General features: G+C 71.8%; 23 protein-coding genes. 16 read left to right on the top strand and 7 right to left on the bottom strand.

What is annotated here, in order from left to right:
* Positions 1-234 precede the first annotated feature (234 nt).
* From ABZ806_RS32160 to ABZ806_RS32150, 3 genes are all read left to right on the top strand, one after another.
* Positions 235-849, top strand: a complete 615-nt coding sequence (locus ABZ806_RS32160; protein ID WP_500221203.1) for a TMEM175 family protein — start codon at positions 235-237, stop codon at positions 847-849.
* Between the two features lie 108 nt (positions 850-957).
* Complete coding sequence (locus ABZ806_RS32155) at positions 958-1794, top strand: hypothetical protein (RefSeq protein ID WP_500221202.1); 837 nt, start codon at positions 958-960, stop codon at positions 1792-1794.
* An 86-nt stretch (positions 1795-1880) separates the two neighbouring features.
* Positions 1881-4010 (top strand): CHAT domain-containing protein, encoded by a 2130-nt coding sequence (locus ABZ806_RS32150; protein WP_500221201.1) that lies wholly within the window; start codon positions 1881-1883, stop codon positions 4008-4010.
* A 34-nt stretch (positions 4011-4044) separates the two neighbouring features.
* Here ABZ806_RS32150 and ABZ806_RS32145 read toward each other — a convergent pair whose 3' ends face one another.
* Together ABZ806_RS32145 and ABZ806_RS32140 are read right to left on the bottom strand one after the other, a co-directional pair.
* Complete coding sequence (locus tag ABZ806_RS32145) at positions 4045-5523, bottom strand: CATRA conflict system CASPASE/TPR repeat-associated protein (protein WP_500221200.1); 1479 nt, start codon at positions 5521-5523, stop codon at positions 4045-4047.
* On the bottom strand, positions 5507-5842 hold the full coding sequence (locus ABZ806_RS32140; RefSeq protein WP_500221199.1) for a CATRA system-associated protein: 336 nt from the start codon (positions 5840-5842) through the stop codon (positions 5507-5509). Before ABZ806_RS32140 ends, ABZ806_RS32145 begins: the two co-directional genes overlap by 17 nt.
* Positions 5843-5945: 103 nt before the next feature.
* On the opposite strand from ABZ806_RS32140, the gene ABZ806_RS32135 reads away from it, so the two are divergent.
* Together ABZ806_RS32135 and ABZ806_RS32130 are read left to right on the top strand one after the other, a co-directional pair.
* The gene (locus ABZ806_RS32135) at positions 5946-6608 is read left to right on the top strand and encodes a response regulator transcription factor (RefSeq protein WP_500221198.1); all 663 of its coding nucleotides are present in this window, start codon (positions 5946-5948) and stop codon (positions 6606-6608) included.
* On the top strand, positions 6605-7813 hold the full coding sequence (locus ABZ806_RS32130) for a sensor histidine kinase (RefSeq protein ID WP_500221197.1): 1209 nt from the start codon (positions 6605-6607) through the stop codon (positions 7811-7813). Before ABZ806_RS32135 ends, ABZ806_RS32130 begins: the two co-directional genes overlap by 4 nt.
* Here the strand turns inward: ABZ806_RS32130 and ABZ806_RS32125 are convergent.
* Positions 7740-9545 carry an AMP-binding protein gene (locus ABZ806_RS32125; protein WP_500221196.1) on the bottom strand — a complete coding sequence of 602 codons (1806 nt, stop codon included), beginning with the start codon at positions 9543-9545 and terminating at the stop codon, positions 7740-7742. The two genes, ABZ806_RS32130 and ABZ806_RS32125, sit on opposite strands and share 74 nt — an antisense overlap.
* Before the next feature lie 197 nt (positions 9546-9742).
* Here ABZ806_RS32125 and ABZ806_RS32120 point away from each other — a divergent pair, with 197 nt between their 5' ends.
* From ABZ806_RS32120 to ABZ806_RS32100, 5 genes are all read left to right on the top strand, one after another.
* The gene (locus tag ABZ806_RS32120) at positions 9743-10945 is read left to right on the top strand and encodes a thiolase family protein (protein ID WP_500221195.1); all 1203 of its coding nucleotides are present in this window, start codon (positions 9743-9745) and stop codon (positions 10943-10945) included.
* Positions 10942-13029, top strand: a complete 2088-nt coding sequence (locus ABZ806_RS32115; protein WP_500221194.1) for a 3-hydroxyacyl-CoA dehydrogenase NAD-binding domain-containing protein — start codon at positions 10942-10944, stop codon at positions 13027-13029. The genes ABZ806_RS32120 and ABZ806_RS32115 overlap by 4 nt, the downstream gene beginning before the upstream one ends.
* A 184-nt stretch (positions 13030-13213) precedes the next feature.
* Positions 13214-14698: an amino acid permease gene (locus ABZ806_RS32110; RefSeq protein ID WP_500221193.1), complete on the top strand. Its 1485-nt coding sequence runs from the start codon at positions 13214-13216 to the stop codon at positions 14696-14698.
* 81 nt (positions 14699-14779) lie between these two features.
* Positions 14780-16129, top strand: coding sequence for an FAD-dependent oxidoreductase (locus tag ABZ806_RS32105; protein WP_500221192.1), 1350 nt, complete (start codon positions 14780-14782; stop codon positions 16127-16129).
* A gap of 82 nt (positions 16130-16211) precedes the next feature.
* Entirely contained in the window at positions 16212-16577 is a 366-nt protein-coding gene (locus ABZ806_RS32100) for a hypothetical protein (protein ID WP_500221191.1), read from the top strand.
* A 39-nt stretch (positions 16578-16616) separates the two neighbouring features.
* Here ABZ806_RS32100 and dxs read toward each other — a convergent pair whose 3' ends face one another.
* The gene (gene dxs, locus ABZ806_RS32095; protein ID WP_500221190.1) at positions 16617-18560 is read right to left on the bottom strand and encodes a 1-deoxy-D-xylulose-5-phosphate synthase; all 1944 of its coding nucleotides are present in this window, start codon (positions 18558-18560) and stop codon (positions 16617-16619) included.
* A 150-nt stretch (positions 18561-18710) separates the two neighbouring features.
* Here dxs and idi point away from each other — a divergent pair, with 150 nt between their 5' ends.
* The 5 genes from idi to ABZ806_RS32070 all read left to right on the top strand — a co-directional run bounded on the left by idi (position 18711) and on the right by ABZ806_RS32070 (position 23193).
* Positions 18711-19286, top strand: a complete 576-nt coding sequence (gene idi / locus ABZ806_RS32090) for an isopentenyl-diphosphate Delta-isomerase (protein ID WP_500221189.1) — start codon at positions 18711-18713, stop codon at positions 19284-19286.
* A 107-nt stretch (positions 19287-19393) separates the two neighbouring features.
* Positions 19394-20701, top strand: a complete 1308-nt coding sequence (locus tag ABZ806_RS32085) for an ABC transporter substrate-binding protein (protein ID WP_500221187.1) — start codon at positions 19394-19396, stop codon at positions 20699-20701.
* Complete coding sequence (locus tag ABZ806_RS32080) at positions 20698-21660, top strand: carbohydrate ABC transporter permease (RefSeq protein ID WP_500221186.1); 963 nt, start codon at positions 20698-20700, stop codon at positions 21658-21660. Before ABZ806_RS32085 ends, ABZ806_RS32080 begins: the two co-directional genes overlap by 4 nt.
* Entirely contained in the window at positions 21657-22505 is an 849-nt protein-coding gene (locus ABZ806_RS32075) for a carbohydrate ABC transporter permease (protein ID WP_500221185.1), read from the top strand. The genes ABZ806_RS32080 and ABZ806_RS32075 overlap by 4 nt, the downstream gene beginning before the upstream one ends.
* A 274-nt stretch (positions 22506-22779) precedes the next feature.
* Entirely contained in the window at positions 22780-23193 is a 414-nt protein-coding gene (locus ABZ806_RS32070; protein ID WP_500221184.1) for an ASCH domain-containing protein, read from the top strand.
* Positions 23194-23220: 27 nt separating this feature from the next.
* Here the strand turns inward: ABZ806_RS32070 and mug are convergent, their stop codons facing one another.
* From mug to ABZ806_RS32055, 3 genes are read right to left on the bottom strand one after another with little or no spacing between them, the layout of a single operon-like run.
* Positions 23221-23793, bottom strand: a complete 573-nt coding sequence (gene mug / locus ABZ806_RS32065) for a G/U mismatch-specific DNA glycosylase (RefSeq protein WP_500221183.1) — start codon at positions 23791-23793, stop codon at positions 23221-23223.
* Positions 23793-24512 carry a sulfite exporter TauE/SafE family protein gene (locus ABZ806_RS32060; RefSeq protein WP_500221182.1) on the bottom strand — a complete coding sequence of 240 codons (720 nt, stop codon included), beginning with the start codon at positions 24510-24512 and terminating at the stop codon, positions 23793-23795. The genes mug and ABZ806_RS32060 overlap by 1 nt, the downstream gene beginning before the upstream one ends.
* Before the next feature lie 37 nt (positions 24513-24549).
* Positions 24550-25479: an aldo/keto reductase gene (locus ABZ806_RS32055; RefSeq protein ID WP_500221181.1), complete on the bottom strand. Its 930-nt coding sequence runs from the start codon at positions 25477-25479 to the stop codon at positions 24550-24552.
* 82 nt (positions 25480-25561) lie between these two features.
* Here ABZ806_RS32055 and ABZ806_RS32050 point away from each other — a divergent pair, with 82 nt between their 5' ends.
* Complete coding sequence (locus tag ABZ806_RS32050) at positions 25562-26182, top strand: LysE family translocator (RefSeq protein WP_500221180.1); 621 nt, start codon at positions 25562-25564, stop codon at positions 26180-26182.
* Positions 26183-26278: the final 96 nt, after the last annotated feature.

Here is a 26278-nt window from a genome sequence, read left to right as displayed (position 1 = left end):
GACTGGCGGCCCACTCGAACACGAAAGTGAGATCTCCCCGTGCGGCTTGGTGGCGTTCCGGATATGAATGCTCGCTGGTGGAACAGTTCGTTCGGTTTACGTAAACGGGGCGAACGTTCGGACCGGGCGTGTGCCGAGGTATCCGGCGCTGCCGGTGGCGGTCCTCAGCGCGCGCTTGGCCCGGTAGCGGCTCTTCCTGGGGGCCTGATGGGGGGCGTGAGTAGGATCTCGGGAATGTCGCGCGTGATCTCCCGGGAGCCGGATCGGCTGGTCTTGTTCACCGATGCGGTGGTGGCCATCGCCGGGACGCTGCTGGTTCTGCCGTTGGTCGATGTGGTGCCCGAGGTGGTCGGGGAGCATGGGCGGTCAAGCGAGGTCTTTACCGGGCATCAGGCGCAGATCTGGAGTTTTCTGCTCAGTTTCGCGGTGATCTTGCGGCTGTGGTTCGCGCACCATCAGTTGTTCGAGCACATCCGGGGCTATACGCGGGCGCTGATGGTGTGGAACGCGGGATGGCTGCTGGCGATCGTGGTCCTGCCGTTCTCCACGGAGATGGTCGGGGCGTACCCGTCGGACGACCGCTTCACCCTGCTGTTCTACCTCGGCAACGTCCTCGCGGCGACCGCGTGCCAGGCCGTGGTGGCGCTCCTCGCGTACCGCGATGCGGAGGTCGCTTCGGAATCGGACCCTCCCCCGGTCGAATCGGTCCGGGGCAGCCTTTCCACCGTGCTCCTGCTCGCCGTGGGGCTTGCCGTGGTCGCGGCCGTCCCGAGCGCTTCCTACTTCGTGCTGCTGCTCCTGTTCCTGGAGCCGCTGGTCAGTAGGTTCTGGGCGTTCGTCGGCGTCTGACCGCCTCGGTCCCCTGGCGGAGATTTCTTCTTCCGTTGATAAAGCCGGGGTGCGGAGTGTGGCCTCACGGTGGATTACTTCGTGTGCGCGGTGCGTCATAATCCCGGCGTGTCCAGTGCTCCGCCGTTGAACGAGGACTTCCGGCTGGTCGAGGCGCTCATGGCGCAGCGGCCGGGGGCGGTCGGCCATGTCTACAACGTGTACGGGCCCGAGCTGGTCGAGTACGCAGAGGGGCTGCTCGGCGGGCATGAGCGGGCGGTCGAGGCCGTCCGGGAGGCGCTGCTCGCGTTGCGGGACGCGGACGTGCCCGATGCGGGGACGTTCCGGGACTGGCTCTACGAGCTGGTGCGCGACCAGTGCCGCGCGACGCCGGCGTGGAAGCGGGGGCGGGGGCGGCTGGTGGTGATCGGGGGCGCGGCGGCGGCCGTCGCGCTGACCGGTGGGATGCTCGTGCTGTTCGAGTCGACGGAACCGGAGCCGAGGCCCTCGGCCGCACCGCCGGTGGCGATGGTCACGCCCGCGACCCCGGCACCCTCGGCCACATCCACGCCGACGCCCAAGGACAGCGTCAAGAAGGACGAGCCGAAGCCGACGAAGAAGGCCGCCGCGCCGAAGAAGTCGCGCAAGGCGCCGAGCGGGCCCGGACGGTTGTCGGTCGACGACGGGGGCTGCCACGGGGTGCGGGCGGCCGGGCTGCCGACGCGGTGCTACATCAGGCTGACGGCCGTCGGCGGGCCGGTGCGGTGGTCGGTGTCGTCGGTGCGGGACCGGGCGGGCCGCGTCAGCGCGGATGGCGGCGGGACGCTCGCGGCCGGACGGTCGGCCTCGGTCGCGGTGACGGTGCGTCCGACGGTGCTGTGCTACATCGGCGGGCGCGGCACCGGCACGGTCACGTTCGAGCCGGGCGGTACGGCGACGGTGACATACACCTGCTGGCGCCGGTAATACCGGAGATACACCGAATGCTTTACACAAAGAGGATGTTTTACTCTTCACCCTTTATGATCTTGAACGGCTGCTAGCGTCCCGGCATGTCATATGTGTACATCGTCCAGGACGAACAGCCTTCCCACCAGCATTCATTGGCCAGATACCACGCGAACAAGAGGAAATTTCACCCTTTCCGGCGTGGTTCCTTCGCGCTGTTCCGGCGCGGGACGAAACGCCATGCCCGCTGGCGTGCCGGAGACGGGGCACTGGACGCGCTGAAGCCCGCGATCGAGGACCTGAGCGCGGCGGTGTGGGGACGTGGCAAGAACAACTCCGGTATCGACCGGGAACAGCGCAGGTGGGGCCTGTACGCGAACAACCTCGGTGTCGCCCTGTTCGACGCGTACGGGCTCTCGAAGAAGCCCGGTGTGCTCGACGACTCCATCGAATACCTGCGGGCCGCGGCCGAGGCGCTGCCGGACACCGGCCCCGCGCGGGCCCGCGCGCTGGCGAACCTGATCAGCGTCCTCGACGCGCATCCGGGCTCGTCGCGGGCCGGGCGTGAGCTCCCCGACCCGCAGGAGCTGCGGCGCGAGCTGAGCATGATCACTGCGGCGCCGGTGCACGAGCGGCTCGCCGCCGCCGCGTCGTGGGGCTACTCGGCCGCGGAGGCTTCGGGGCCCGCCGAAGGGCTGGCCGGCCTGGCGACGGCCGTCGAACTGCTGCCGCAGGCCGCATGGTGGGGGTACGGCCGGACGGAGCGCGCTGAACTGCTCGCCGGCCACACCGGCCTCGCCACCGACGCCGCTGCGTGCGCGATGGCCTCCGGCCGTCCCGCGCGGGCCCTGGAACTGCTCGAAGGCGGCCGTGCCGTCCTGTGGACGCAACTGCTGAAGACCCGCGGCGACCGGAGCCGGCTCCGCGACGTCGCGCCCCGGCTGGCCAAGAAGATGGACCGGGTCGCCCTCGCCCTGGAGAACGACGGCGGCATGTCCACCGATGCCCGGGTGGCGCTGGTGAAGCGGTGGTCCCGGCTGGACGGCCGGGCGAACGCCAAACTCCAGCGGGACTGGAGCAGGCTCGCCGAGCGTGCGCAGCGGCTGGTACCGGACGGCTCATTCACCACGCCCGTCTACACCGCCGATATCGGGCCGGCCGGCGCAGAGGGCCCGGTGGTCGTCGTCATCGTCAGCCGCCTGTCCTGCGGCGCCCTCGTTGTGCACGATCGCGACGCCGAACCACTGCCGGTGGAATTGCCCGACCTCGACTTCGACGACGCCCACACCCGTGCGCAGCGGTACATGACCGCGCTGGCCGAAGGCGAAGGCCGGGAACGCGAAGACGTCATCGGCGAGACCCTCGACTGGCTCTGGCGGGTCATCACCTCCCCCGTGCTCGACGCGATTGGGCAAAAGGGCATCGCCGAGATCGGGGCGGACGACGCGGACCCGCCACGGCTGTGGTGGTCGGCGACCGGGCCGCTGGGCACGCTCCCGCTCCACGCCGCCGCGCCCCGCGAGAGCCGGGACGGAAGGCCCGTCCTCGACCAGGTCGTCTCCTCGTACGCGCCCGCCCTGCCGATCCTGGTCCACGCGCGCGAGCGGCGCGACGCCGCAGCGGCCGGCGGCGCACCCGCTCCCCGGCTGCTGTACGTGGGCGAGGACCGCGGCCCCGGGCAGGCGGCACTCCCCGGTGCCGCCAGGACGCGCGCCCTCATCGAGCGGCTCGTCCCCGAAGACCGCCGCACCATGCTCACCGGGGGTGCGGCCATCCGCGAGTCGGTCGAGGCGCAACTGCCCCGGCACACGTGGACGCATTTCGACTGCCATGGCGTCCAGGACTTGGAGGTTCCGTTCGAAAGCGGCCTCGTCCTGCGCGACGGGTTCTTGACCGTCTCCGATCTGACGAGGCTGCGCAACGAGCGGGCCGAGTTCGCCTTCCTGGGCGCCTGCGTGACGGCGGCCATCGGCACCGCGCTGCCCGACGAGGTCATCACCCTGACGTCGGCGTTGCAGTGCGCGGGATATCCGGCCGTCATCGGCACCCTGTCATCGGTGCCGGACAGCACCACGGCGCGCATCGCCCAGTCGGTCTACACGGATCTGACCGGTTCCGGCGGTATGGCGGCGACCGGCAGCGCCCACGCGCTGAACAACGCCGTCCGGGAAGAACGCACGCGCCGCCCCCATCACCCGAGCGCCTGGGTGTCGTTCCTTCATCTCGGGCTGTGAGCGGCGGCCGTCCTGGGGCCCGGCGAAGTGACCGTCAGCGTCCGGCCGTGGAACGCAGCCGACGCGGAACGGACGCGCCCAGTACCCCCGCGACGAAGCCGGCACCGGCGCCCAGCAGCGCCCAGCCGGGGCCGGCCGCGGCACCCCCGGCAGCGGATGCCACGACCCAGCCGAGCGACGCGCCGACACCTCCGACCGCGGCGCGCACCAGGACCTTCGGCCACCGCCGGTCCGGGACCACGACCCGCAGCACCACCAGCGAGGCGAGCAGGGCGGAGGCGCCGAGCGCGGTCACCACGGCGGGCTCGACGGGCGCGGGCAGCGGGACGTCGTACCCGAGGGACTGGATCGCCGCCAGGACCATCAGCACCGCCCCGACGACGCCGGTGAGCGCCAGGTTGACACTCTCCTGGCGGCGCTGCCGGTCGCGGAGCAGGAGCTGGTCGGCGAGCGCGCCGACCTGCCCGGCCCGCTGCGACGCCGCGTCCAGGTAGGCGATCTCGTCGTCGAGCCGCCGGCCGAACCATTCCGCCAGGCCGCGGTCGTCGGCGAAGAGGCCGCCGAGCCGGGTGCCGCCGCCGAACGCGGCCAGGTTGGCCGCCGCGATCGCGACCGTCCGCGACATCTCCCGCAGCCGCGCGGTCCGGTCGGCCAGTCCCATCGCGCGGGTCTGCAGCGACACCAGTTCCCGCGACGCGTCGATCAGTTCGGTCTCGCCGTGGCCGCGTCCGGCGGACGCCGCCGGCACGGTCGCCAGCAGCCGTCCGACGACGGCGTCGGTGTCCTCGCGGAGCCGCCGCGTCCCCTCGCCGTCGTCCCAGATCCGCAGCTGGAACCGCAGCCTGGCCGCGTTCAGCAGGTAGCCGGCCAGCGGCGGGAGCACGGCTCCCGGGCCGATCCACGTCCAATCGCTGAGATCGCGTTCGCCCTCCTGGCGGGCGATCACCACGACCCTGCGCTCCAGGCGCCGATCGTCCGGTACCGACGCCTCCCACACCATGAACCCGTCGGGGACGGCGACGCCCCGCTCCGGCCACAGGGCGGACGCCCCCGCATCAGCGGGCACGTCCGCGACGAGTTCGTCGGCGCGGACGCGGTCCGTCGCGTCCGCGCCCAGCCGCGCCACGAACATCCGCACCGTCCCGACGGTGCCCCGGGTCGGCTCCGCGAGCGCCCGCGACCACCGCGCGTCCAGCTCGGGCCAGCCGATGCCCTCCGACGGGTCGGGCTCCAGGATGACCGACAGGCAGAACACGTCGCGTTCACGCCGCAGGATCGCCTGGTACACGCCGCCGCCCGGACGCGTCCGGGCGGCCAGCACCCCGGACGACGCCGACGGCGCGTCCCAGCCCGCCGGCGGGTCCGCGTCGAGGCCGGCGACCCGGTCGGTCATGCCGAGGACGTCCTCGCACGCCCGCCACACATCGTGCAGGTACCGCCGGTCCTCGGCCCCGCTGCTTCCCTCGGCCGCGACGAACACGTGCGCGACCAGGGCCTCAGCCTGCAGCAGCATCGTCCTCCGAACCGGACGGAACCTGTGCGGAAGTCGTCTCCGTAGAGGATTCCAGCCGGTGGACGAGTTCGCCCACGCGCTCCCGGGTCGGTGGCGGAGGCGACAGCACCAGGACATCTTCGATCCGGGCCGCGCGTTCCGGGCCGGACAGTTCCAATGCGTAGACGGCGTTTCGCAGATTCGCCGGATCGGCTCCGGCCAGTGCGCCGGAGACGTCCTCCAGCCTCCGCTCCACCTGTTCCCAGCGGACGCCCGGCAGCCGCCACTCCAGCACTTCGCGCAAAATCCCGATGGCTTCGGCCTTCAGGGGCTCCTCCATGGCCACGATGATAGGGAGAACCATCCGGATCCGCCGGAAGAAAATGGTTCCGCGGCCCGCAGGCTTATCGGGGTTTAACCCCTCGGACGGCATGCTCGGCGGCATGCGTGTTCTGGTCGTTGAGGACGAGCGGGTACTTGCGGACGCCATCGCCGAGGGCCTCCACGAGGAGGCCATGGCCGTCGACGTGGTCTACGACGGCGATGACGCGCTGGAGCTGACCTCCTACAACGGGTACGACGTCGTCGTCCTCGACCGGGACCTGCCCACCGTGCACGGCGACGACGTGTGCCGGGAACTGGTGGCGCGGCGGAGCCCGGGGCGGATCCTGATGCTGACGGCCTCCGGCGACGTCGACGATCGGGTGGACGGCCTGTCGCTCGGCGCCGACGACTATCTGCCGAAGCCGTTCGTGTTCAGCGAGCTGGTCGCGCGAGTACGGGCGCTGGCGCGGAGGTCGGGGGCGCCCGTGCCGCCCGTACTGGAGCGCAGGGGTATCCGGCTCGATCCCCACCGGAGGAGAGTGGCCAGGGACGGGCGTGAGCTGCGGCTGACGAAGAAGGAGTTCGCCGTGCTGGAAGAGCTGATGCGGGCCGAAGGCGGCGTGGTGTCCGCCGAACGGCTTCTGGAGCGGGCGTGGGACGAGAACATCGACCCGTTCAGCAATATCGTCCGGGTCACGATGGCGACGCTCCGCAGGAAGCTCGGGCAGCCGCCGGTGATCGAGACGGTGACGGGCTCCGGGTACCGGCTGGAGGCGCGGTGAACAGGCCGGCCGTCGACAGGCTCAGCGTCCGGACGCGGCTGACGCTGGTGTACGGGTCGCTGTTCCTCGTCACGTCGGCAGTGCTGGTCGCGGTCACGTACCTGCTGACCGTCCGGACGATGGACACCCGGTTCTCCGCGCGCGACATCGACCCGGAGGCGCTCACGCGGCTGCGGGCCATGGCGTTCGACGGCGACATGAGCCAGCTGATGGCGTTGAAGGCCGACGCCGACCGGCAGATGGAGCAGCAGAAGCACGACGTGCTGGCGCAGCTGCTGCAGAGTTCGCTCGTCACGATGCTGGCGGTCGGCGTCCTCGCGGTGGTGATCGGCTACCTGGTGGCCGGGCGGGTGCTGCGGCCGCTGCACCGGATGACGGCGACGGCGCGGCGGCTGTCGGAGAGCAACCTGCACGAGCGGATCGCCCTGGACGGGCCGCAGGACGAGATCAAGGACCTCGCCGACACCTTCGACCGGATGCTGGACCGGCTGAACCGCGCGTTCGACGCCCAGCGGCGGTTCGTCGCGAACGCCTCGCACGAGCTGCGCACGCCGCTGACCATCAACCGGACGGTGCTGGAGGTCGCGCTCGCGAGCCGGAAGAGCCCGCCGGAGACGAAGGCGCTCGCGGACGTCCTGCTCGGCAACACCGCCCGGCACGAGCGGCTCATCGAGGGCCTGCTGCTGCTCGCGAAGTCCGAGCGGGAACTCGGCACCCGGACGGGCACTCCCCTGCCGGACGTGGTCCGCAGCGCGCTCGACCAGCTCGACGACCCGGCGGTCGACGTGGAGGCGCGGCTCGCGCCCGCGGTGGTGGCCGGCGATCCCGTCCTGCTGGAGCGGTGCGCGGTGAACCTGCTGGAGAACGCCGTGAAGTACAACGTGCGGGACGGCCGGGTCTGGGTCCGCACCGGGGAGCGGGACGGGGAGGCGTTCCTCCAGGTCGTCAACACCGGGCGGCCCGTCCCGGCCTACGAGGTCGCCGGGATCTTCGAGCCGTTCCGGCGGCTGCGCGCCGACCGGACGGGGTCCAGGGACGGCGCGGGGCTCGGCCTGTCGATCGTCCGGGCGGTGGTGCACGCGCACGGCGGGACGATCGAGACCGTGCCGCGCCCGGACGGCGGCCTGTCGATCACCGTCCGGCTGCCCGCGGACGCGGCCACTCCACATGCCCTTCCGGCCGCGGAGCACTCGGGCGCGCGCTGAGCCAGCGGTGCACGACCTTGCCGGTCGCGTTGCGGGGCAGCTCGGGGATGAAGTACACGTCGCGCGGCGCCGCGTACCGGGCGACCTGCGCGTGCACGTACGCGCGGACGGCGGCGGCGTCGAGCCGGGCGCCGGGCCGCAGCACGAGGTAGGCGGCGAGCCGCTGCCCCCACTCGTCGTCGGGGACGCCGGTCACCGCGGCCTCCTGGACCTCCGGGAGCCGCAGCAGCGCGTCCTCCACGTCCTTCGGCAGGACGTTCTCGCCGCCGGACACCACCATCCCGTCGCTGCGGCCCTCGACGAACAGCAGGCCGCGGTGGTCGATGTGGCCGAGGTCGCCGGTGGCGAGCAGCCCGTCGCGGACCTCCATCGGCTCGCCGCCCGTGTACCCCTCGAACAGCAGCTCGTTCGCCGCGAAGATCTGCCCGCGGGTGGAGCGGCCCACCCTGCGGCCCTCGCCGTCCACGATCGCCAGCGCGGTGTTGCGCGGCGGGCGCCCGGCGGTGCGCGGGTCGAGCCGCAGGTCGTGCGGGGTGGCGATGGACACCCACGACGCCTCGGTCGACCCGTAGACGTTGTAGAGGCAGTCGCCGAACGCGTCCATGAACCGGGTGGCGAGGTCGCCGGGGAGCGCGGCGCCGCTCACCGCGAAGACCCGCAGCGAGGACGGGTCGAAGCGGTCGCGGACCTCGGGCGCCAGCTCCAGGATCCGCTGGCACATCACCGGGACGGCGAACACGGTCGCGTCGCGGTGCGAGGTGACGGCCCGCAGCGTCTGCTCGGGGTCGAACCGGCGGTGCAGCACGACCGGCGCCCGCAGCGCCCAGGCCATCTGCAGCGCGGCGTACCCCCAGGTGTGGAACAGCGGCGCCTCGACGATCATCGTCTGCCGGGCGCGCAGCGGGATCCGGGACGTCATCGAGGCGAGCGGCCACAGGCCCGGCCGGGGCGGCCGGCGGGCGCCCTTGGGGCGTCCGGTGGTCCCGGAGCTGAGCATGATGGTGCGGCTCTGGATCTGCGGCGGCCCGGCCCCTTCCCCGGGCACGGCGGCGGCCGGCACCGAGGCGATGACCTCCTCGATGCTCGGGCCCGTCCCGGCGGCGGGGCGGGGCGCCGGGTCCGCGTCCGGTCGCGGCAGCGGCAGCGGGGGCAGCGCCGTGAGCGGGACGGGCGCGGCGAGCGGCATCCCGGCGGGCGGGCGGCGGTCGGCCCACAGCACGGTCCGGCGCAGCGCGATGGGGATGTTCGCCAGCAGCGGCGCGAACTCGGCGTCGGCGACGATGAGGGCGGGGCGCAGCTCGCCGAGCACGGCGCGGATCTGGCCCGTCCCGAAACCGGTGTTGAGCAGCACGACCTCGGCGCCGCGGCGGGAGCAGGCGACGAGCGTCAGGGCCATGCCCCGGTGGTTGCGGCACAGCACGCCGACGCGCGGGCGGGGGCCGCGCAGGGGCAGCCCGGCGGCGAGGCGGGCGGCCAGCCCGTCCAGCTCGGCGAAGGTGAGGACGCCCTCGTCGTCGATCAGCGCGGGACGGGACGGGGAGCGGACGGCGGACGAGGCGACGAGCCCGGCGAGCGTGGTGCCCCAGCGCCGCAGCGTGCCGAGCTGGCGGAGCAGCCGGCGCGGCCCGCCGCCGAACAGCAGGCCGGTGCGCAGCAGCAGGGCGGCGAGATCGCGGATATGCCCGATCCGCCGGCGCGTCCCCGGCCGGTACGCGGGCCTCGCGTGCGTCACCGTGCCTCCTCTCTCGCCACGGTACTCATCGGCCAATGCCCGAACAAGGGCACCGCGGCGTCAGTGGTTACTGACTAGTAGCATTGATGGTTACCAGCAAGTAGCCTCGCTGCCGCGGGCACTCGTGCCGCCGTCCGAAGGCAGGGGCGGCACGAGGCTCGACGACCGCCACCGAGCCCACGCAGGGAGGACATCCCGTGCCTCGCACCGCACGCGACGTCGTGTTCGTCGACGGCGTCCGCACACCGTTCGGCAAGGCCGGCCCGAAGGGCCTGTACGCGCAGACCCGCGCCGACGACATGGTCGTCCGCGCGATCCGCGAGCTGATGCGCCGCAACCCGTCCCTCCCGCCCGAGCGGGTGGACGAGGTCGCCGTCGCCGCCACCACCCAGACCGGCGACCAGGGCCTGACCATCGGGCGGTCCGCCGCCGTGCTGGCCGGGCTGCCCAAGAGCGTCCCCGGCTACGCGATCGACCGGATGTGCGCGGGCGCGATGACCGCGGTGACCACGTCCGGCGCCGGGATCTCGTTCGGCTCCTACGACGTCGTCATCGCGGGCGGCGTCGAGCACATGGGCCGGCACCCGATGGGCGAGGGCGTCGACCCGAACCCGCGCTTCCTCACCGACCGGCTCGTCGACCCGTCCGCCCTCGTCATGGGCTCGACCGCCGAGAACCTGCACGACCGGTTCCCCGGCATCACCAGGGAGCGCGCGGACGCCTACGCCGTGCGCAGCCAGCGGAAGGTCGCCGCCGCCTACGCCGCCGGGAAGATCCAGCCGGACCTCGTGCCGACCGCGATCCGCTCCGCCGAGAAAGGATGGGGCCTCGCCACCGAGGACGAGCCGCCGCGCCCCGGCACCACGCTGGACGACCTCGCCAAGCTGAAGACGCCGTTCCGGGTGCACGGCAACGTCACCGCAGGGAACGCCGCCGGCCTGAACGACGGCGCCACCGCCTGCCTGCTGGCGGCCGAGGACGTCGCCCGCGAGCTCGGCCTCACGCCGAAGATGCGGCTGATCGACTTCTCCTTCGCCGGGGTGGAGCCGGAGGTCATGGGCGTGGGGCCCGTCCCCGCGACCGAGAAGCTCCTCGCCCGCAACGCGCTGACCATGGACGACATCGGCCTCATCGAGATCAACGAGGCGTTCGCCGTGCAGGTGCTGGCGTTCCTGGAGCACTTCAAGATCGCCGACGACGACGCGCGGGTGAACCCGTGGGGCGGCGCGATCGCGCTCGGCCACCCGCTCGCCTCGTCCGGCGTCCGGCTGATGAACCAGCTCGCGCGCCAGTTCGAGGAGCGCGCCGACGTGCGTTACGGGCTGACCACGATGTGTGTGGGCATGGGCATGGGCGGAACCGTCCTCTGGGAGAACGTCAACTGGGGGGTAAGCAAGTGAGCAGCCTTCGAGAAGTATTCGCGGACGAGGTCGTCACCCACGCGTACGTGCGCGACGTGACACTTCCCTATGGCGCGGGCACGCTCGCGCTCATCACGCTCGACAACGGCCACGACCACACCAAGCCGAACACGTTCGGCCCCGGCGGCCTCGCCGAGCTGGACGCCGCCATCGACACGATCGCCGGGCGCGGCGACATCGCGGCCGTCGGCGTCACCGGCAAGCCGTTCATCTTCGCGGTCGGCGCCGACCTCAAGGGCGTCCCGCTCATCACGAGCCGGGAGGACGCGCGGGCCATCGGCAAGCTCGGCCACGACGTGTTCCGGCGGCTCGGCGAGCTGGACGTCCCGTCCTTCGCCTACTACAACGGCGCGGCGATGGGCGGCGGCGTCGAGATCGGCCTGCACTGCACCTACCGGACGATCTCGTCCGGCGTCCCGGCGTTCGCGCTGCCGGAGGCGTTCCTCGGCCTGGTGCCGGGCTGGGGCGGGACGTACCTGCTGCCGAACCTGATCGGCGCCGAGAAGGCCCTCAAGGTCGTCATCGAGAACCCGCTCGCGCAGAACCGGACGCTGAAGGGCGAGCAGGCCCACGAGCTGGGCATCGCCGACGCGATCTTCGACTCGGCCGACTTCCTGGAGGAGTCGCTCGCCTGGACGGCCCGCGTCCTCAACGGCGAGATCACCGTCACCCGGCCCGAGGCCGACAAGGGCAAGGCGTGGGACGACGCGGTCGCGATGGCCCGCTGGAACGTCGACGGCAAGCTGCACGGCGCCGCACCGTCCTACACGCGCGCCCTCGACCTCGTCGCCGCCGCCAAGGACCGCACCCGCGACGAGGGCTTCGCCGCCGAGGACGAGGCCCTCGCCGACCTCATCATGAGCGACGAGCTGCGCGCCGGCCTGTACGCGTTCGACCTCACCCAGAAGCGCGCGAAGCGTCCCGCCGGGGCACCGGACAAGTCCCTGGCGCGCACGGTCACCAAGGTCGGCGTCGTCGGCGCGGGCCTGATGGCCTCGCAGCTCGCGCTGCTGTTCGCGCGCCGCCTCGAGGTGCCGGTCGTGCTGACCGACCTCGACCAGGAGCGCCTGGACAAGGGCGTCGGCTACGCGCACGGCGAGATCGACAAGCTGCTCGGCAAGGGCCGCCTCTCCGCCGACAAGGCGAACCGCCTCAAGGCGCTCATCACCGGCTCGCTGACGAAGGACGCGTTCGCCGACGCCGACTTCGTCATCGAGGCCGTGTTCGAGGAGATGTCGGTCAAGCAGAAGGTGTTCGCCGAGGTCGAGGAGCACGTCTCGGCCGAGTGCGTCCTCGCGACCAACACCTCGTCCCTGTCGGTCACGCAGATGGCGTCGAAGCTGAAGCACCCCGAGCGGGTCGTCGGCTTCCACTTCTTCAACCCGGTCGCGGTGCTGCCGCTGCTGGAGATCGTCCGGGGCGAGAAGACCGGCGACGCCGCGCTCGCCACCGCGTTCGCGACCGGCCGGGCGCTGAAGAAGTCGTGCGTGCTGGTCGAGGACGCCCCGGCGTTCGTGGTCAACCGCGTCCTGCTGCGGCTGCTCGCCGAGATCGTCCAGGCGGTCGACGAGGGCACCCCGATCGAGACCGCCGAGCGCGCCGCCGCGCCGCTCGGCCTGCCGATGCCGCCGTTCGTGCTGATGGGCCTGGTCGGCCCGGCGATCGCGCTGCACGTGGGCGAGACCCTGCACGGCGCGTTCCCGGACCGGTTCCCGCTGTCGGACAACCTCGCGAAGATGGTCGCGGCGGGCAAGTCCGGCGTGTACCTGCCGGACTTCTCGCTCGACCCGGAGGTCGTGGCGATCTTCGGCGGCGGGACGAGCCCGTCCACCGAGCAGCAGGTCCTGGACCGGGCGCTCGCCGCGCTCGCCGACGAGATCCGCATCATGCTGGACGAGGGCGTCGTCGCGGCGCCCGAGGACATCGACCTGTGCATGATCCTCGGCGCCGGCTGGCCGTTCCACCTCGGCGGCATCACCCCGTACCTGGACCGGTCGGGCGTCGCGGAGCGGACGACCGGCCGCCGCTTCCTGGAGCCGGGGGTCGCCTCCCTGCCCGCCTGACACTCCGCCACGCACGGAAAAGAGGCGTTCCGAACCGCGTTCGGGACGTCTCTTTTCCGGCATCCCCGCACGTCACGGACGCGCCGTCGGCCGGCTTGATCATAAGCCGCGCACATCTGGGCATACGGCAGACGGCCGGGCACGCCGCCATGACGAGCACCAGGGGACGCGGAGGGACGCCAGGATGAACCTGCTGCGCACGAAATCGGTGGAGCAGTCGATCCGCGACACCGAGGAGCCCGCGCACCGGCTCCGCCGCGAACTGTCCGCGCTCGACCTCACCGTCTTCGGCGTCGGCGTCATCATCGGGACCGGCATCTTCGTGCTGACCGGGCAGGTCGCCCGGGAGAAGGCCGGTCCCGCGGTCGCGCTGTCGTTCATCATCGCCGCGGTCGTGTGCGGGCTCGCGGCGCTCTGCTACGCCGAGTTCGCCTCCACCGTCCCGGTCGCCGGCTCCGCCTACACCTTCTCCTACGCCACCATCGGGGAGTTCCCCGCCTGGATCATCGGCTGGGACCTCATCCTGGAGATGGCGCTCGGCGCGGCCGTGGTGTCGGTCGGCTGGTCCGGATACTTCGCCTCGCTGCTGGACGACATCGGCGTCACGATCCCCGAGTCGCTCGCGGCCCCGCCGGGCGAGGGCGGCACGGTGAACGTCCCCGCCATCGCCCTCGTGGTCGTGGTGACCGCGCTGCTCGTCCTCGGCGTCAAGATCTCCTCGCGGGTGAACGCGGTGGTCGTCGCGGTCAAGGTGTCGATCGTGCTGCTGGTCATCTTCGCCGGGCTGTTCTTCGTCAAGGGCGCCAACTACAAGCCCTTCATCCCGCCGTCGAAGCCGACAGAGGAGGGCAGCGGCTTCACCGCGCCGCTGATGCAGGTGCTGTTCGGCTTCACGCCGTCCAGCTTCGGCTGGCTCGGCATCTTCGCCGCCATCGCCATCGTGTTCTTCGCCTACATCGGCTTCGACATCGTCGCCACCGCCTCCGAGGAGGCCCGCAACCCGCAGCGGGACGTGCCCATCGGGCTCATCGGGTCGCTCGTCATCACCGCGGTCCTGTACGCCGCCGTGTCGACCGTCGTCGCCGGCATGCAGAACTACACCGAGCTGAGCACCGCCGCCCCGCTCGCCGACGCGTTCAAATCCGTCGGGCACCCGGTGTTCGCCACCATCATCGACGTCGGCGCCGTCATCGGCCTCACCAGCGTCGTGCTGATCCTGCTGCTCGGGCAGAGCCGCATCTTCTTCGCGATGGGGCGGGACGGCCTCATGCCGCCCTGGCTGTCGGCCGTCCACCCGCGGTTCCGCACCCCCTACCGCTCGACCATCCTGATGGGGGCCGTGGTCGCGGTCCTCGCCGGGTTCATCCCGCTCGCCAAGCTCGCCGAGCTGGTCAACATCGGCACCCTGTTCGCGTTCCTCGTCGTCTCGATCGCCGTGGTGGTGCTGCGCCGCACCCGCCCCGACCTGCCCCGCGCGTTCCGCACGCCGTGGGTCCCGGTCGTCCCGATCCTGTCGGTGCTCGGCTGCCTGTTCGTGATGCTCAACCTGCCGGTGGACACCTGGCTGCGGTTCCTCGCCTGGATGGTGATCGGCGTCGTCCTCTACGGGCTCTACGGGTACCGGCACAGCAGGGTCGGCCGCGCGGAGTCGGCGCCCGCCGAGTCCTGACCCCGGGACCGACCTCGTGACCTGACCTCGTGACGGGGGTCACGGTGTCATTTCGATCCGCGGGTGGGCACAATGGCCCGCATGGCTTCTCCAGTGCTCGTCGCGGTGATCGGTTCCGGCCCTGCGGGGATCTACGCCGCCGAGGCCCTCGTCAAGCAGACCGACGGCGACGTCCGGGTGGACGTGTTCGACCGGCTGCCGACGCCGTACGGGCTGGTCCGCTACGGTGTCGCGCCCGACCACACGTCCATCAAGTCGATCGCCCGGTACCTGCAGAAGGTCCTGGAGAACCCCGCCGTCCGCTTCTTCGGCTGCGTCGAGCTCGGCCGCGACCTCACCCGCGCCGACCTGCTGGACTGCTACGACGCCGTCATCTATGCGACCGGCGCGATGGTCGACCGGCAGATGCGGATCCCCGGCGAGGACCTGCCCGGCAGCATCGCCGCCACCGACTTCGTCAACTGGTACTGCGGGCACCCCGACGCCGCCGACCACGAGTTCGACCTGTCCGTGGAGGAGGTCGCGGTGATCGGCGTCGGGAACGTCGCCGTGGACGTCGTCCGCATCCTCGCCAAGTCGGCCGGCGAGCTGCGCGACACCGACGTCCCCGAGCAGGTCATGGAGGCGCTGTCGCGGAGCCGGGTCAAGCGCGTCCACATGATCGGGCGGCGCGGTCCCGCGCAGGCGAAGTTCACCACCAAGGAGGCCCGCGAGCTCGGCGAGCTGCCCAACGCGAGCATCCACGTCCGTCCCGAGGACATGGACCTCGACCCGGCGAGCGCGGAGCTGGCCGCGAGCGACCGCAAGACCGGCGGCAACATCAAGGCCCTCGGCGCCTGGACGGGCGAGCCCGCGGCGGGCCGGGCCCGGCACATCGACGTGCGGTTCTGGCGCGCGCCCGCCGAGATCCTCGGCACCGACCGCGTCGAGGGCCTGAAGCTGGAGCGGACGGAGCTGGACGAGACGGGCCGCGTCGTCGGCACCGGCGAGTTCGAGACCCTGCCCGTCGGCATGGTGCTGCGGTCGGTCGGCTACCAGAGCGTCCCGCTGGAGGGCGTCCCGTTCGACGAGCGCTCCTACGTCGTCCCGAACGACGGCGGCCGCATCCTCGCCCCGGACGGCGCGCCCGTCCCCCGCGAGTACGTCGCCGGGTGGATCAAGCGCGGCCCGTCCGGTGTCGTCGGCACCAACAAGTCCGACGCCGCCGAGACCGTCCGCAACCTCCTGGCGGACGCCGCCGGCACGGACGCGGCGCCGAAGCGCACCATCGAGGAGCTGCTGGAATCGCGCGGGCTCCCCGTCGTCACCTACACCGACTGGCTGCGCCTCGACGCCGCCGAGATCGCCCTCGCGCGCAGCCTCGACCGCGGCGAGCGGGTCAAGCTGGCCCGCTGGGAGGCGATGACCTCCGCCTGCCGCGACGAGGAATGACGCCGCTGTAGTTCGCCTCCGCCGGAATTCCCCACCGGGAAGGTAGTGACGGGCAGGTGACGCGGGCGCTACGGTGCGGCGTGTGACCGGCGGTCCAGAACTGTACGGGTTCCCCCCACCCGAGACGGTCCCCGACCTCAGGTGGCTGGGCCCCGACTATGTGTCCGTACTCGTGTACGACCTGACGCAGGGACTCCTGCGCCAGGACCCGCGCACTTCCATCATGGGCGTGCGCTGCGAGGGCGAGCCCCGGCTCGACCCCTCGGTCGACCCGGCGGGCGTCATCCGCGCGCACGACGCCTGCTTCCCGCTGCAGGTGTTCGTCCAGGACGGCGCCGGGCGCCCCTGGCGCCTGCGCGGGCGGTGGACGTACTCGGGACGCGAACTCGGCACGTCCGCCGCGTCCATCACCCACTTCTGGCGCCTGGTGTCCGCCGACGGCGTGTAGCCGCCGGCGGACCCGGGCGAGGCGGGCGGGGCCGGACGGTCAGGGCTTCTCGTCGGACGTCTCGGCCGCCTTCGACGTCGCCGCGGTCTCGGCCTCCGTCGAGGTGATGCGGGCCACGTACTCGGTGATGTCGCGGGCGAGCGCCTGCGGCGTCAGGCCGATGTCGGTGAGGATCTCGCCGCGGGACGCGTGGTCGAGGAACTCCTGCGGGATGCCGAACGTGCGGATCGGGACGTCGACCTCGGCGTCGCGCAGCAGCCGCGCGACGGCGTCGCCGACGGCGCCGGTGCGGCCGTTGTCCTCGGCGACGGCGACGAGCGCGTGGTCGCGGGCGAGGTCGAGCAGCGCCGGGTCGAGCGGCTTCACCCAGCGCGGGTCGACGAGGGTGACGCCGATGCCCTGCGCGGCGATGAGCCCGGCGGCCTCGACCGCGGGCGTCGCCATCGACCCGGCCGCGACCAGCAGGACGCGGGTGCCGTTGGAGCCGTCGTGGCGGGCGAGCACGTCCATCTCGCCGACCTTGTCGATCGCCTCGATGTCGTCGGCCGCCGGGCCCTTGGGGTAGCGGATCGCGGTCGGGCCGTCGGAGACGGCGACGCACTCGCGCAGCAGTTCGCGCAGCCGCGCGCCGTCGCGCGGGACGGCGACGCGCATGCCCGGGACGAGCTGCAGGATCGACATGTCCCACATGCCGTTGTGGCTGGCGCCGTCGTCACCGGTCACGCCGGAGCGGTCCAACGCGAACGTGACCGGCTGCCGGTGCAGCGCCGCGTCCATCAGGACCTGGTCGAACGCGCGGTTGAGGAACGTCGCGTACACCGCCACGACCGGGTGCAGGCCGCCCAGGGCGAGCCCGGTGGCGGAGGTGACCGCGTGCTGCTCGGCGATGCCGACGTCGAAGACGCGGTCCGGGAACGCCTCGGCGAACGGCGCGAGCCCGGTCGGGTGGAGCATCGCGGCGGTGATGCCGACGACGTCGCGGCGCTCCCGCCCGATCGCCACCATCTCCTCGCCGAAGACCTTCGTCCAGGCGGGGCCGCCCTTCTTGGCGACGAACTTGCCGGTGGCGGGGTCGAACGCGCCGCCGCCGTGCATGCAGTCCTCGGTGTCGTTCTCCGCCGGGGCGTAGCCGCGCCCCTTGGTGGTGATGCAGTGCACGATGACCGGGCGGCCGAACCCGCGGGCGCGGCGCAGGGCGCGCTCGACGGCGTCCTCGTCGTGGCCGTCGATCGGGCCGACGTACTTCATGCCGAGGTCCTCGAACATGGCCTGCGGCTGCAGGACGTCCTTGAGGCCCTTCTTGATGCCGTGCAGCGCCTCGTAGGTGAGGTTCCCCACCACCGGGGCGCGCGGCACCGTCTTCTTGATGAGGTCGAGCGCGTGCTCGTAGCCCTGGGTGACGCGCAGGTCGGCGAGGTGGGACGCGAGGCCGCCGATGGTCGGCGAGTAGGACCGGCCGTTGTCGTTGACGACGATGATGACCGGGCGGTCGACGCCGGCGGCGATGTTGTTGAGCGCCTCCCAGCACATGCCGCCGGTCAGCGCGCCGTCACCGACGACCGCCACCACCGCGCGGTCGGACTCGCCGCGCACCTGGAACGCCTTGGCGAACCCGTCGGCGTACGAGAGGGCGGTCGAGGCGTGCGAGTTCTCGATGACGTCGTGCTCGGACTCGGCCCGGCTCGGGTAGCCGGACAGCCCGCCGCGCCGGCGCAGCATCTCGAAGTCGTGCCTGCCGGTGAGCATCTTGTGCACGTAGGACTGGTGCCCCGTGTCGAAGAGGATCTTGTCGTGCGGCGAGTCGAAGACGCGGTGCAGCGCGATCGTCAGCTCGACCGCGCCCAGGTTGGGCCCCAGATGCCCGCCGGTCCTGGAGACCGCCTGGACGAGGAACTCGCGGATCTCCTCCGCGAGTGGAGACAGTTGAGCGGCGTCCAGTCGTTTGAGGTCGTCGGGACCTTTGATCGACTCAAGCAAGCTCACTCGTTTCAACTCCTCCATCGGGGATCGGGTCTCCCCTGGCTCGGGCCGTTCCGAGTTTAATCCCGGTTCGCCCGCGACGCGCCGAGGGGCACCCGCGCGCCGGGTGTGAAAAGACTGACCCCGGAGGCAGGGATGGGGTAGGAGTAGAGCATGGCCGTCGAAGAGATCGTGCTGCTCAACGCGGACGACGAGGCAGTCGGAACCGCCCCCAAGAGCACCAGCCACCATAGGGACACGCCGTACCACCTGGCCTTCTCCTGCTATGTGGTGGACACGGAAGGTCGCGTTCTGATCACTCAGCGCGCGTTGGACAAGCGCACGTTCCCCGGTGTCTGGACGGGGAGCTGCTGCGGTCACCCCGCGCCGGGCGAGAAGCTGCGCGACGCGGTGCTGCGCCGGCTGCGGGACGAGCTGGGCATGCAGGCGACGTCGCTGACGTCCGTCCTGCCGCGGTTCCGGTACCGGGCCGTCGCCGCGGACGGGACCCTGGAGCACGAGCGGTGCCCCGTCGTGCGCGCCACCGTGGCCGACGGGGCCGTCCACCCGAACCGCGCGGAGGTCGAGGCGGCCGAGTGGTGGACGTGGGAGCGCTGCCTGGAGCTGGTGGAGCGCCCCGAGTCCTCGCCCTGGTACCGGCTGCAGCTGGCCGAGCTGGCGCCGCTCGGGGCCCCGCTCGACTGGCCGGACGCCGGCCCGGAGGCGCTGCCGCCCGCACTCGCCTGGTGACGCCGGGGAGGCGCGTCACCGCTTGATCACTTTTCCGTCCGCGGTGTTGACCGGCGCGCGCGACCGGACGGACGCTGGCTGTCCCGGGGTTACCGAAGGGACGGACGATGCGAGTACGCGCTTTCCCGCGCCGCTGGACGGTCTTCGCGGCCGTGGCCATGACCGGTGCCCTCGCCATGTCGGGCTGCGGCGGTGACGACGGCGGTGGCTCGAAGAACGACAGCTCCGAGGTCGAGGTCTTCTCCTGGTGGACCGGTCCGGGCGAGGCCGACGGCCTGAAGGCCATGCAGGCCGACTTCGAGAAGAAGAACCCCGGTACCAAGTTCGTGAACGCGGCCATCGCCGGCGGGTCGGGGACCCAGGCGAAGGCCGTGCTGGCGAGCCGGCTGCAGAACCGCAAGCCGCCGGACTCCTTCCAGGGCCACGCGGGCGCCGAGCTGCTCGACTACATCAAGGCCGGGCAGATCGAGCCGCTCGACGACTTCTACCAGCAGAACAACCTGAAGTCGGTCTACCCGCAGCAGCTCCTCGACCAGATCACCTACAAGGGGCACATCTACTCGGTCCCGGTGAACATCCACCGTTCCAACGTGCTCTGGTACAACCCCGACATCCTCCAGGACGCCGGAGTCGCCGGGCCGCCGAAGTCGATCGCCGACTTCATCACCGCGCTGAAGGCCGTCAAGGACAAGACGAAGAAGGTCCCGCTGTCGCTCGGCGCGCAGTGGACGGCCGACCACCTGATGGAGAACGTCCTGCTCGGCGACCTCGGCACCGACGGCTACAACGCGCTGTGGAAGCCGGGCGCCGACTGGAGCACCCCCGAGGTCACCAAGGCGCTGAACGACTTCGGCGAGATCATGAAGTACACGACGCTGGAGGCCGCGTCCACCGACTGGCAGGGCGCCGCGAAGGCCGTCGTGGACGACAAGGCCGCGTTCAACATCATGGGCGACTGGGCGTACGGCTACTTCGTCGGCGCCGCCCCCAACGGCCTCGGCAAGAAGCTCGACACCGACTTCAAGTACGCGCCGGCCCCGGGCACCGAGGGCACCTACATGTGGCTCTCGGACAGCTTCACCCTGCCCAAGGGCGCGCCGCACCGCGCCGGGGCGATCGCGTGGCTGAAGGAGGTGTCCAGCAAGGAGGGACAGGACCTCTTCAACCCGAAGAAGGGCTCCATCCCCGCCCGTAAGGACGCCGACAAGAGCCTCTACACCGGCTACCTGCAGACGGCGTTCGAGGAGTGGAACAACCCGCAGACCAAGCTCGCGGGCTCGTTCTGGCACGGCGTGAACGCCAACAACAAGTGGCACACCGACATCGACACCGCGATCGGCCTCTTCCTGCAGAACCGGGACGTGGCCAAGCTCCAGCAGGGGCTGGTGAGCGCGGCCAAGAACAGCGGACAGTGACCGCCTCGCACGAGGGCCTGAAAGCAGCCGACCCCGGTCGCCGGAACGCGTCGCAGGAACGCCCGTCGTTGCTGCGGCGCAGCCGCAGGTGGCTGCCGGGGCTGCTGCTGGTCTCGCCGTCCATCGTCGCCATCGGCCTGTTCGTCTACGGGCTGCTGTTCTGGAACACGCGCGTCGCGCTGAGCGGCAAGCACGACGAGGTCTCCGAGTACGGGTTCGACAAGGGAAGGAACTTCGTCGACCTGTGGAGCCAGCCGAGCTGGCCGGGCGCGGTGAAGCACGCGCTGCTGTTCACCGCCGTGTTCGTCGTCGGCGCGCTCGTCCTGGGCGCGTTCCTGGCGTTCCTCATGGACAAGGGGGTCCGCGCGGAGGCGGGCTTCCGCGTCGTGTACCTGTTCCCGATGGCGGTGTCGTTCATCGCCAGCGGGGTGGTGTGGCGGTGGCTGATGAACCCGGCGCCGCCGCAGCGGGCCGTCGGGTTCAACCAGCTGTTCGACAAGCTCCATCTGGGCTTCCTGTCGAACAGCTGGTGGCAGGACCCGGACTGGGGAATGGCGGCGATGGCCCTCCCCGCCATCTGGCAGATGTCCGGCTATGTCATGGCGCTGTACCTGGCCGGGTTCCGCAGCGTCCCCGAGGACCTGCGCGAGGCGGCGCGGGTGGACGGCGCGTCCGAGTGGAAGGTGTACCGGTACGTGGTGTTCCCGCAGCTCCGGCCGGTGACGCTGTCGGCGCTGATCATCCTCGGGCACATCTCGCTCAAGGTGTTCGACCTGATCATGGCGATCGCGGGCAAGCAGATCATCACCTACGTGCCGGCCATCGCCACCTACGTGGAGATCTTCGACCGGCACGACCCGGCCAACGGGGCCACCATCGCCACCTACATGCTCGTCGCGGTGGCCGTGCTGGTGATCCCGTACCTGGTCTGGTCGGTGCGCTCGGAGCGGACCCGATGACCGCCGTCGGCGCGCCGGGCCGCTCGTCCGGCACCGTGCAGGCGGTGAAGCTGGTCGTCCTGCTGGCGTTCGTGCTGCTGTTCCTCATCCCCGTCTACGTCCTGATCATCACCAGCTTCAAGCCGCTGGACGAGGCGGACCCGAGCAGCGCGTGGAGCCTGCCGAGCCACTGGAGCACGTCCGGCTGGGGCTCGGCGTGGGACGCGCTGAAGCCGGGGCTGGAGAACAGCGTCAAGATCGCGGTGTCCGGGTCGGTCATCTCGGCCGTGCTGGGGTCGTTGAACGGCTTCGTCCTGTCCAAATGGCGCTTCCCCGGCGCGGACGTCGTCTTCACACTGTTCCTGTTCGGCATGTTCATCCCGTACCAGGCGGTCATGATCCCGCTGGCGGGCCTGCTGACGGACATGGAGCTGGCGGGCACGATCCGCGGGCTCGTGCTGGCGCACGTCGTGTACGGCATCCCGATCTGCACGCTCATCTTCCGGAACTACTACGTCACGATCCCGGACGAGCTGATCGAGGCGTCCCGCGTGGACGGCGCCGGCATGCTGCGCACGTACTGGTCGGTGATCCTCCCGGTGTCGGCCCCCGCGTTCGCGGTGACGCTGATCTGGCAGTTCACCTCGATGTGGAACGACTTCCTGTTCGCGGTGTTCCTCGGCGCGCCCGACAGCTGGCCGGTGACGGTGATGCTGAACAACACGGCGGGGTCGGGCGCGGTCGCCGTCCAGTACAACCAGCAGATGGCCGAGGCGCTCCTGGCGTCGCTGCCGACGCTCCTGGTCTACCTGCTGCTGGGACGGTTCTTCATGCGCGGCCTGATGGCGGGAGCCCTGAAGGGATAGGCCCTGATGAAGGAATAGTCACAAACGCACGTCAACCGGACGCCCGTCTCAGGCGTCACACTCATGATCGAAGGAGATCCGCGTGGAACCCGGCGGCCCGGCAGCCGTCCCATGACGGATATCAACCCTTTCGACCCGTCCGTTGGCAATTCAGCCGGGATGCGCCTAGCCTCTCGGGCATCGTCGCACGGCCCACCGGCGTCCCGCCGGGGCCTCGGCGATCCCGGGCGGGCCCGCGACGGGGACGACCAGTGGAGGTGGCCGCGTGCAGGCGATGAGTGTTCAGCAGCCCTGGGCCTTCGCGATCGCGCGCGGGGGCAAGTCCGTCTCGAACCAGAGCCTGCCCACCGCCTACCGCGGCCCCCTCCTCGTCCACGCCTCCATGCGCGTCGACCTCAAGGCGTGCGACTCGCCGCTGATCCAGGCCGCCGGCTGGGACCCGCGCGACCCGCTCGCCACGATCGGCGCCGTCATCGCCGTCGCCGACCTCGACCACGTCTGCTCGGCCGCCGTCCAGGGCGGCCCCTGCGACTGCGGCCCCTGGGCGGAGCGCGGCCACCACCACTGGCACCTCACCGCCGTGCGGCCGCTCCCCCGCCCCATCGTCGCCCTCGGCCGCACCGACCTGTGGCAGCCGCACCCCACCCTGGTGTCCGAGGTCGAGACGATGTTCGCGCTGAACCCCTGAGTTCGCGCTGAACCCCTGAGTTCGCCCTCAACCCCTGAGCGCGTCGGCCGCCTCGCGGAGGCGGCGGAACTCGGCGGCGAGGCGGTCGAGCTGCCAGCTCGCGTTGAGTCCGCTCGGGTTGGGCAGGACCCAGATCCTGGCGGCGCCGAGCGCCTGGTCCTGCGGGCCGATCCGGCTGCGGGGGCGCGCGAAGGCGGTGCGGTAGGCGGTGACGCCGGCGATGGCCAGGTAGGCGGGGCGGTGGCGTTCGACCAGGGCCTCCAGGCGGCGTCCGCCCTCGCGGAGCTCGTCGCCGGTCAGTTCGTCCGCGCGGGCCGTGGCGCGGGGCACCAGGTTCGTGATGCCGAGGCCGAGGCCGGCGAGCAGGTCCTGCTCGGACGGCGCCAGGAGCCGGTCGGTGAAGCCGGAGCGGTGCAGGGCCGGCCAGAAGCGGTTGCCGGGACGGGCGAAATGGTAGCCGGTGGCGCTGGAGTAGAGGCCCGGGTTGATGCCGCTGAACAGCACGCGGAGCGTCCCGCCGTCCGGGGGCAGGACATCGGAGAGGATGCGGTCGCGGGCGGCCTCCAGATCGGCCTTCGTCGGACGCGTCGTGGAGCGCATCAGACCAGATTACGGACGATCAGCACCACCGCGGACGTCCCGACGACGATGAGGAGCGCCAGGCGGAGGCGTCCGGCGTCCAGGTAGCGGCGCAGCGGTCCGGCCACCAGGAACCCGGCGATGACGAACGGGACCAGTTCCAGGCCCGCGACGACCTGCCGCGCCGGGAGCCGCCCCGCGGCGGCCAGGGTCGACAGGGACAGCAGCGCGCCGGCGACGAAGAAGACCGCCAGCGTCGCGCGGACGCGGGGGCCGGTCTCCCGCTGGTAGAGCAGCGCGATGGGCGGGCCGCCGATGCCGGACGCGGTCCCGGTCGTGCCGGAGACGACCCCGGCGGCGGCGAGCGTCCCGCGGTTGCGCGGCACCTCCCGCGACCACGTCGTCACCGCGAGGGCCGCGAGGACGACGAGGCCGATCACCACGCTGAGGACGCGGTCCGGGACGGCGGCCACCAGCCACACGCCGAACGGCGTCCCGACCAGCCGGCCGCCGAACGCCCAGCCGAGCCCGCGCGGCTCGACGTGCCGGACCTCCTGGGCGAGCGTCGCGACGGGCAGGACAAGCGCGACGACGAGGATCGCGCCCGGCATCAGCGACGGGTACAGCATCGTCACGATGGGGGTCGCGACCAGGCCGACGCCGAGGCCGACGCTGCCCTGCACGATCGCGCCGGCCAGCGCGGCCAGCCCGCCGAACAGGAGGAAGTCGAGAGGCGGCATGCCGAGTGACGCTACATCCCGACTTATCCGGTCTGCATCAGGCGGACGCCTCGGTGAGCCGCTTGAGCTGCCCGTCGGTCAGCGTCGTCCGGGCGGCCTCGACGAGGGGCGGCAGCTGGTCGAGGGTGCGGGCGCTGGCGATGGGCGCGGCGACGGTCGGCTGCGCGGCGAGCCAGGCGAGCGCCACGGTCGCGACGGCGGTCCCCTGCTCCTCGGCGACGATGTCGAGCGCGGCCAGCACGGCGCGCCCGCGCTCGGTCTCCAGGTGCTCGGCGGCCCGTCCCGCGCGCACGCTGTCCACCTTGGCGTCCGGGCGGTACTTGCCGGTCAGGAAGCCGGAGGCGAGGCCGTAGTACGGGACGGCGGCCAGCCCGTACCGTTCGGCGATGTCGCGGCGCGGCCCCTCGTAGGTGTCGCGGGACACGAGGTTGTAGTGCGGCTGGATGGCCACGTAGCGCGCCGTGCCCGCCCGCTCGCTGAACTCCAGGGACGCCTCCAGCCGGTCGAGGTCGATGTTGGAGACCGCGATCTGCCGGACCTTGCCCGCGGTGACCAGCTCGTCCAGGGCGGTCATGATGTCCTCGACCGGCACCGACGGGTCGTCGAAGTGCGTGAAGTACAGGTCGATGCGGTCGGTGCGGAGCCGGCGCAGGGAGTCGTCCGCGGCCGCCTTGATGTTCGCCGGGGCGAGCCCGCGCCGCTCGGGGTGCCGGCCGACCTTGGTCGCGATGACGATGTCGTCCCGGTTGCCGCGCGACGCCGTCCACTCCCCGATGATCGTCTCCGACTCGCCGCCGCTGTTGCCCGGCGCGGACGCCATGTAGGAGTCGGAGGTGTCGACGAAGTTGCCGCCGGCCGCCGCGTAGGCGTCCAGGATCTCCAGCGAGCGCTCCTTGCCCGCGGTCCAGCCGAAGACGTTGCCGCCCAGGCAGAGGGCGAAGACGTCCAGGTCGCCGATCTTCTTCATGCCAGCCATCCCCCGATCCAACCAGACGCTCCCGCACGTCCCTTCCCACCGCACCCCGGAACACTCCTGGCAGTATTTCCGTATGCTCACCGCTTGTCTCGCTTTCGCCGCCGTGGCGGCGCTGCTGACGATCACTCCCGGCGTGGACACGATGCTCGTCCTGCGCAGCACCGTGACCGGTGGGCGGCGGACCGGGCTGCTCTCCTCGGCCGGTGTGGTCACCGGCCTGCTGTGCTGGGCGATGACGAGCGCGGTGGGCCTGACCGCGCTGCTGGCCGCGTCCCGCCTGGCGTTCGACGTCCTGCGCATCGCCGGCGCCTGCTACCTCCTGTGGCTCGGCGTCCGCGCGCTCTGGACGGCCCGCCGCGCAGGGCGGCACACGGCCGAGCCTCGGGAGAGCCGGAAGACCGGCCTGACCGCCTTCCGCACGGGCCTCACCACGAACCTGCTCAACCCCAAGGTCGGCGTCTTCTACATGAGCCTGCTGCCCCAGTTCGTCCCCGATGGCGCCTCGGTGCTCTGGACGAGCGTGCTCTTCGCCGCCGTCCACGCCGCCGAGAGTTTCCTGTGGCTCGTCCTGCTGGTCGGCGCGGCCGCGGCCGCCCGCCGGACCCTGTCCCGTCCCACCGTGAAGCGCCGCCTCCAGCAACTGACGGGCGCGGCGTTCCTGGCCTTCGGCCTCCGCCTGGCCATCGGGCACTAGCTGTACTGACCACAGAGGTTGTGGACGTGGCGACATGCTGCCGATGATCTTGGCGTGAGGGAGGGCCTCCGGGTTCGGTGTGGATTGCGAGATCTA

The sequence above is a fragment of the Spirillospora sp. NPDC047418 genome, assembly GCF_040643275.1.
Taxonomy (GTDB): Bacteria; Actinomycetota; Actinomycetes; order Streptosporangiales; family Streptosporangiaceae; genus Spirillospora.
Note: the sequence above shows the minus strand (reverse complement) of the source record. Positions and strands in the feature narration are given on the sequence as shown.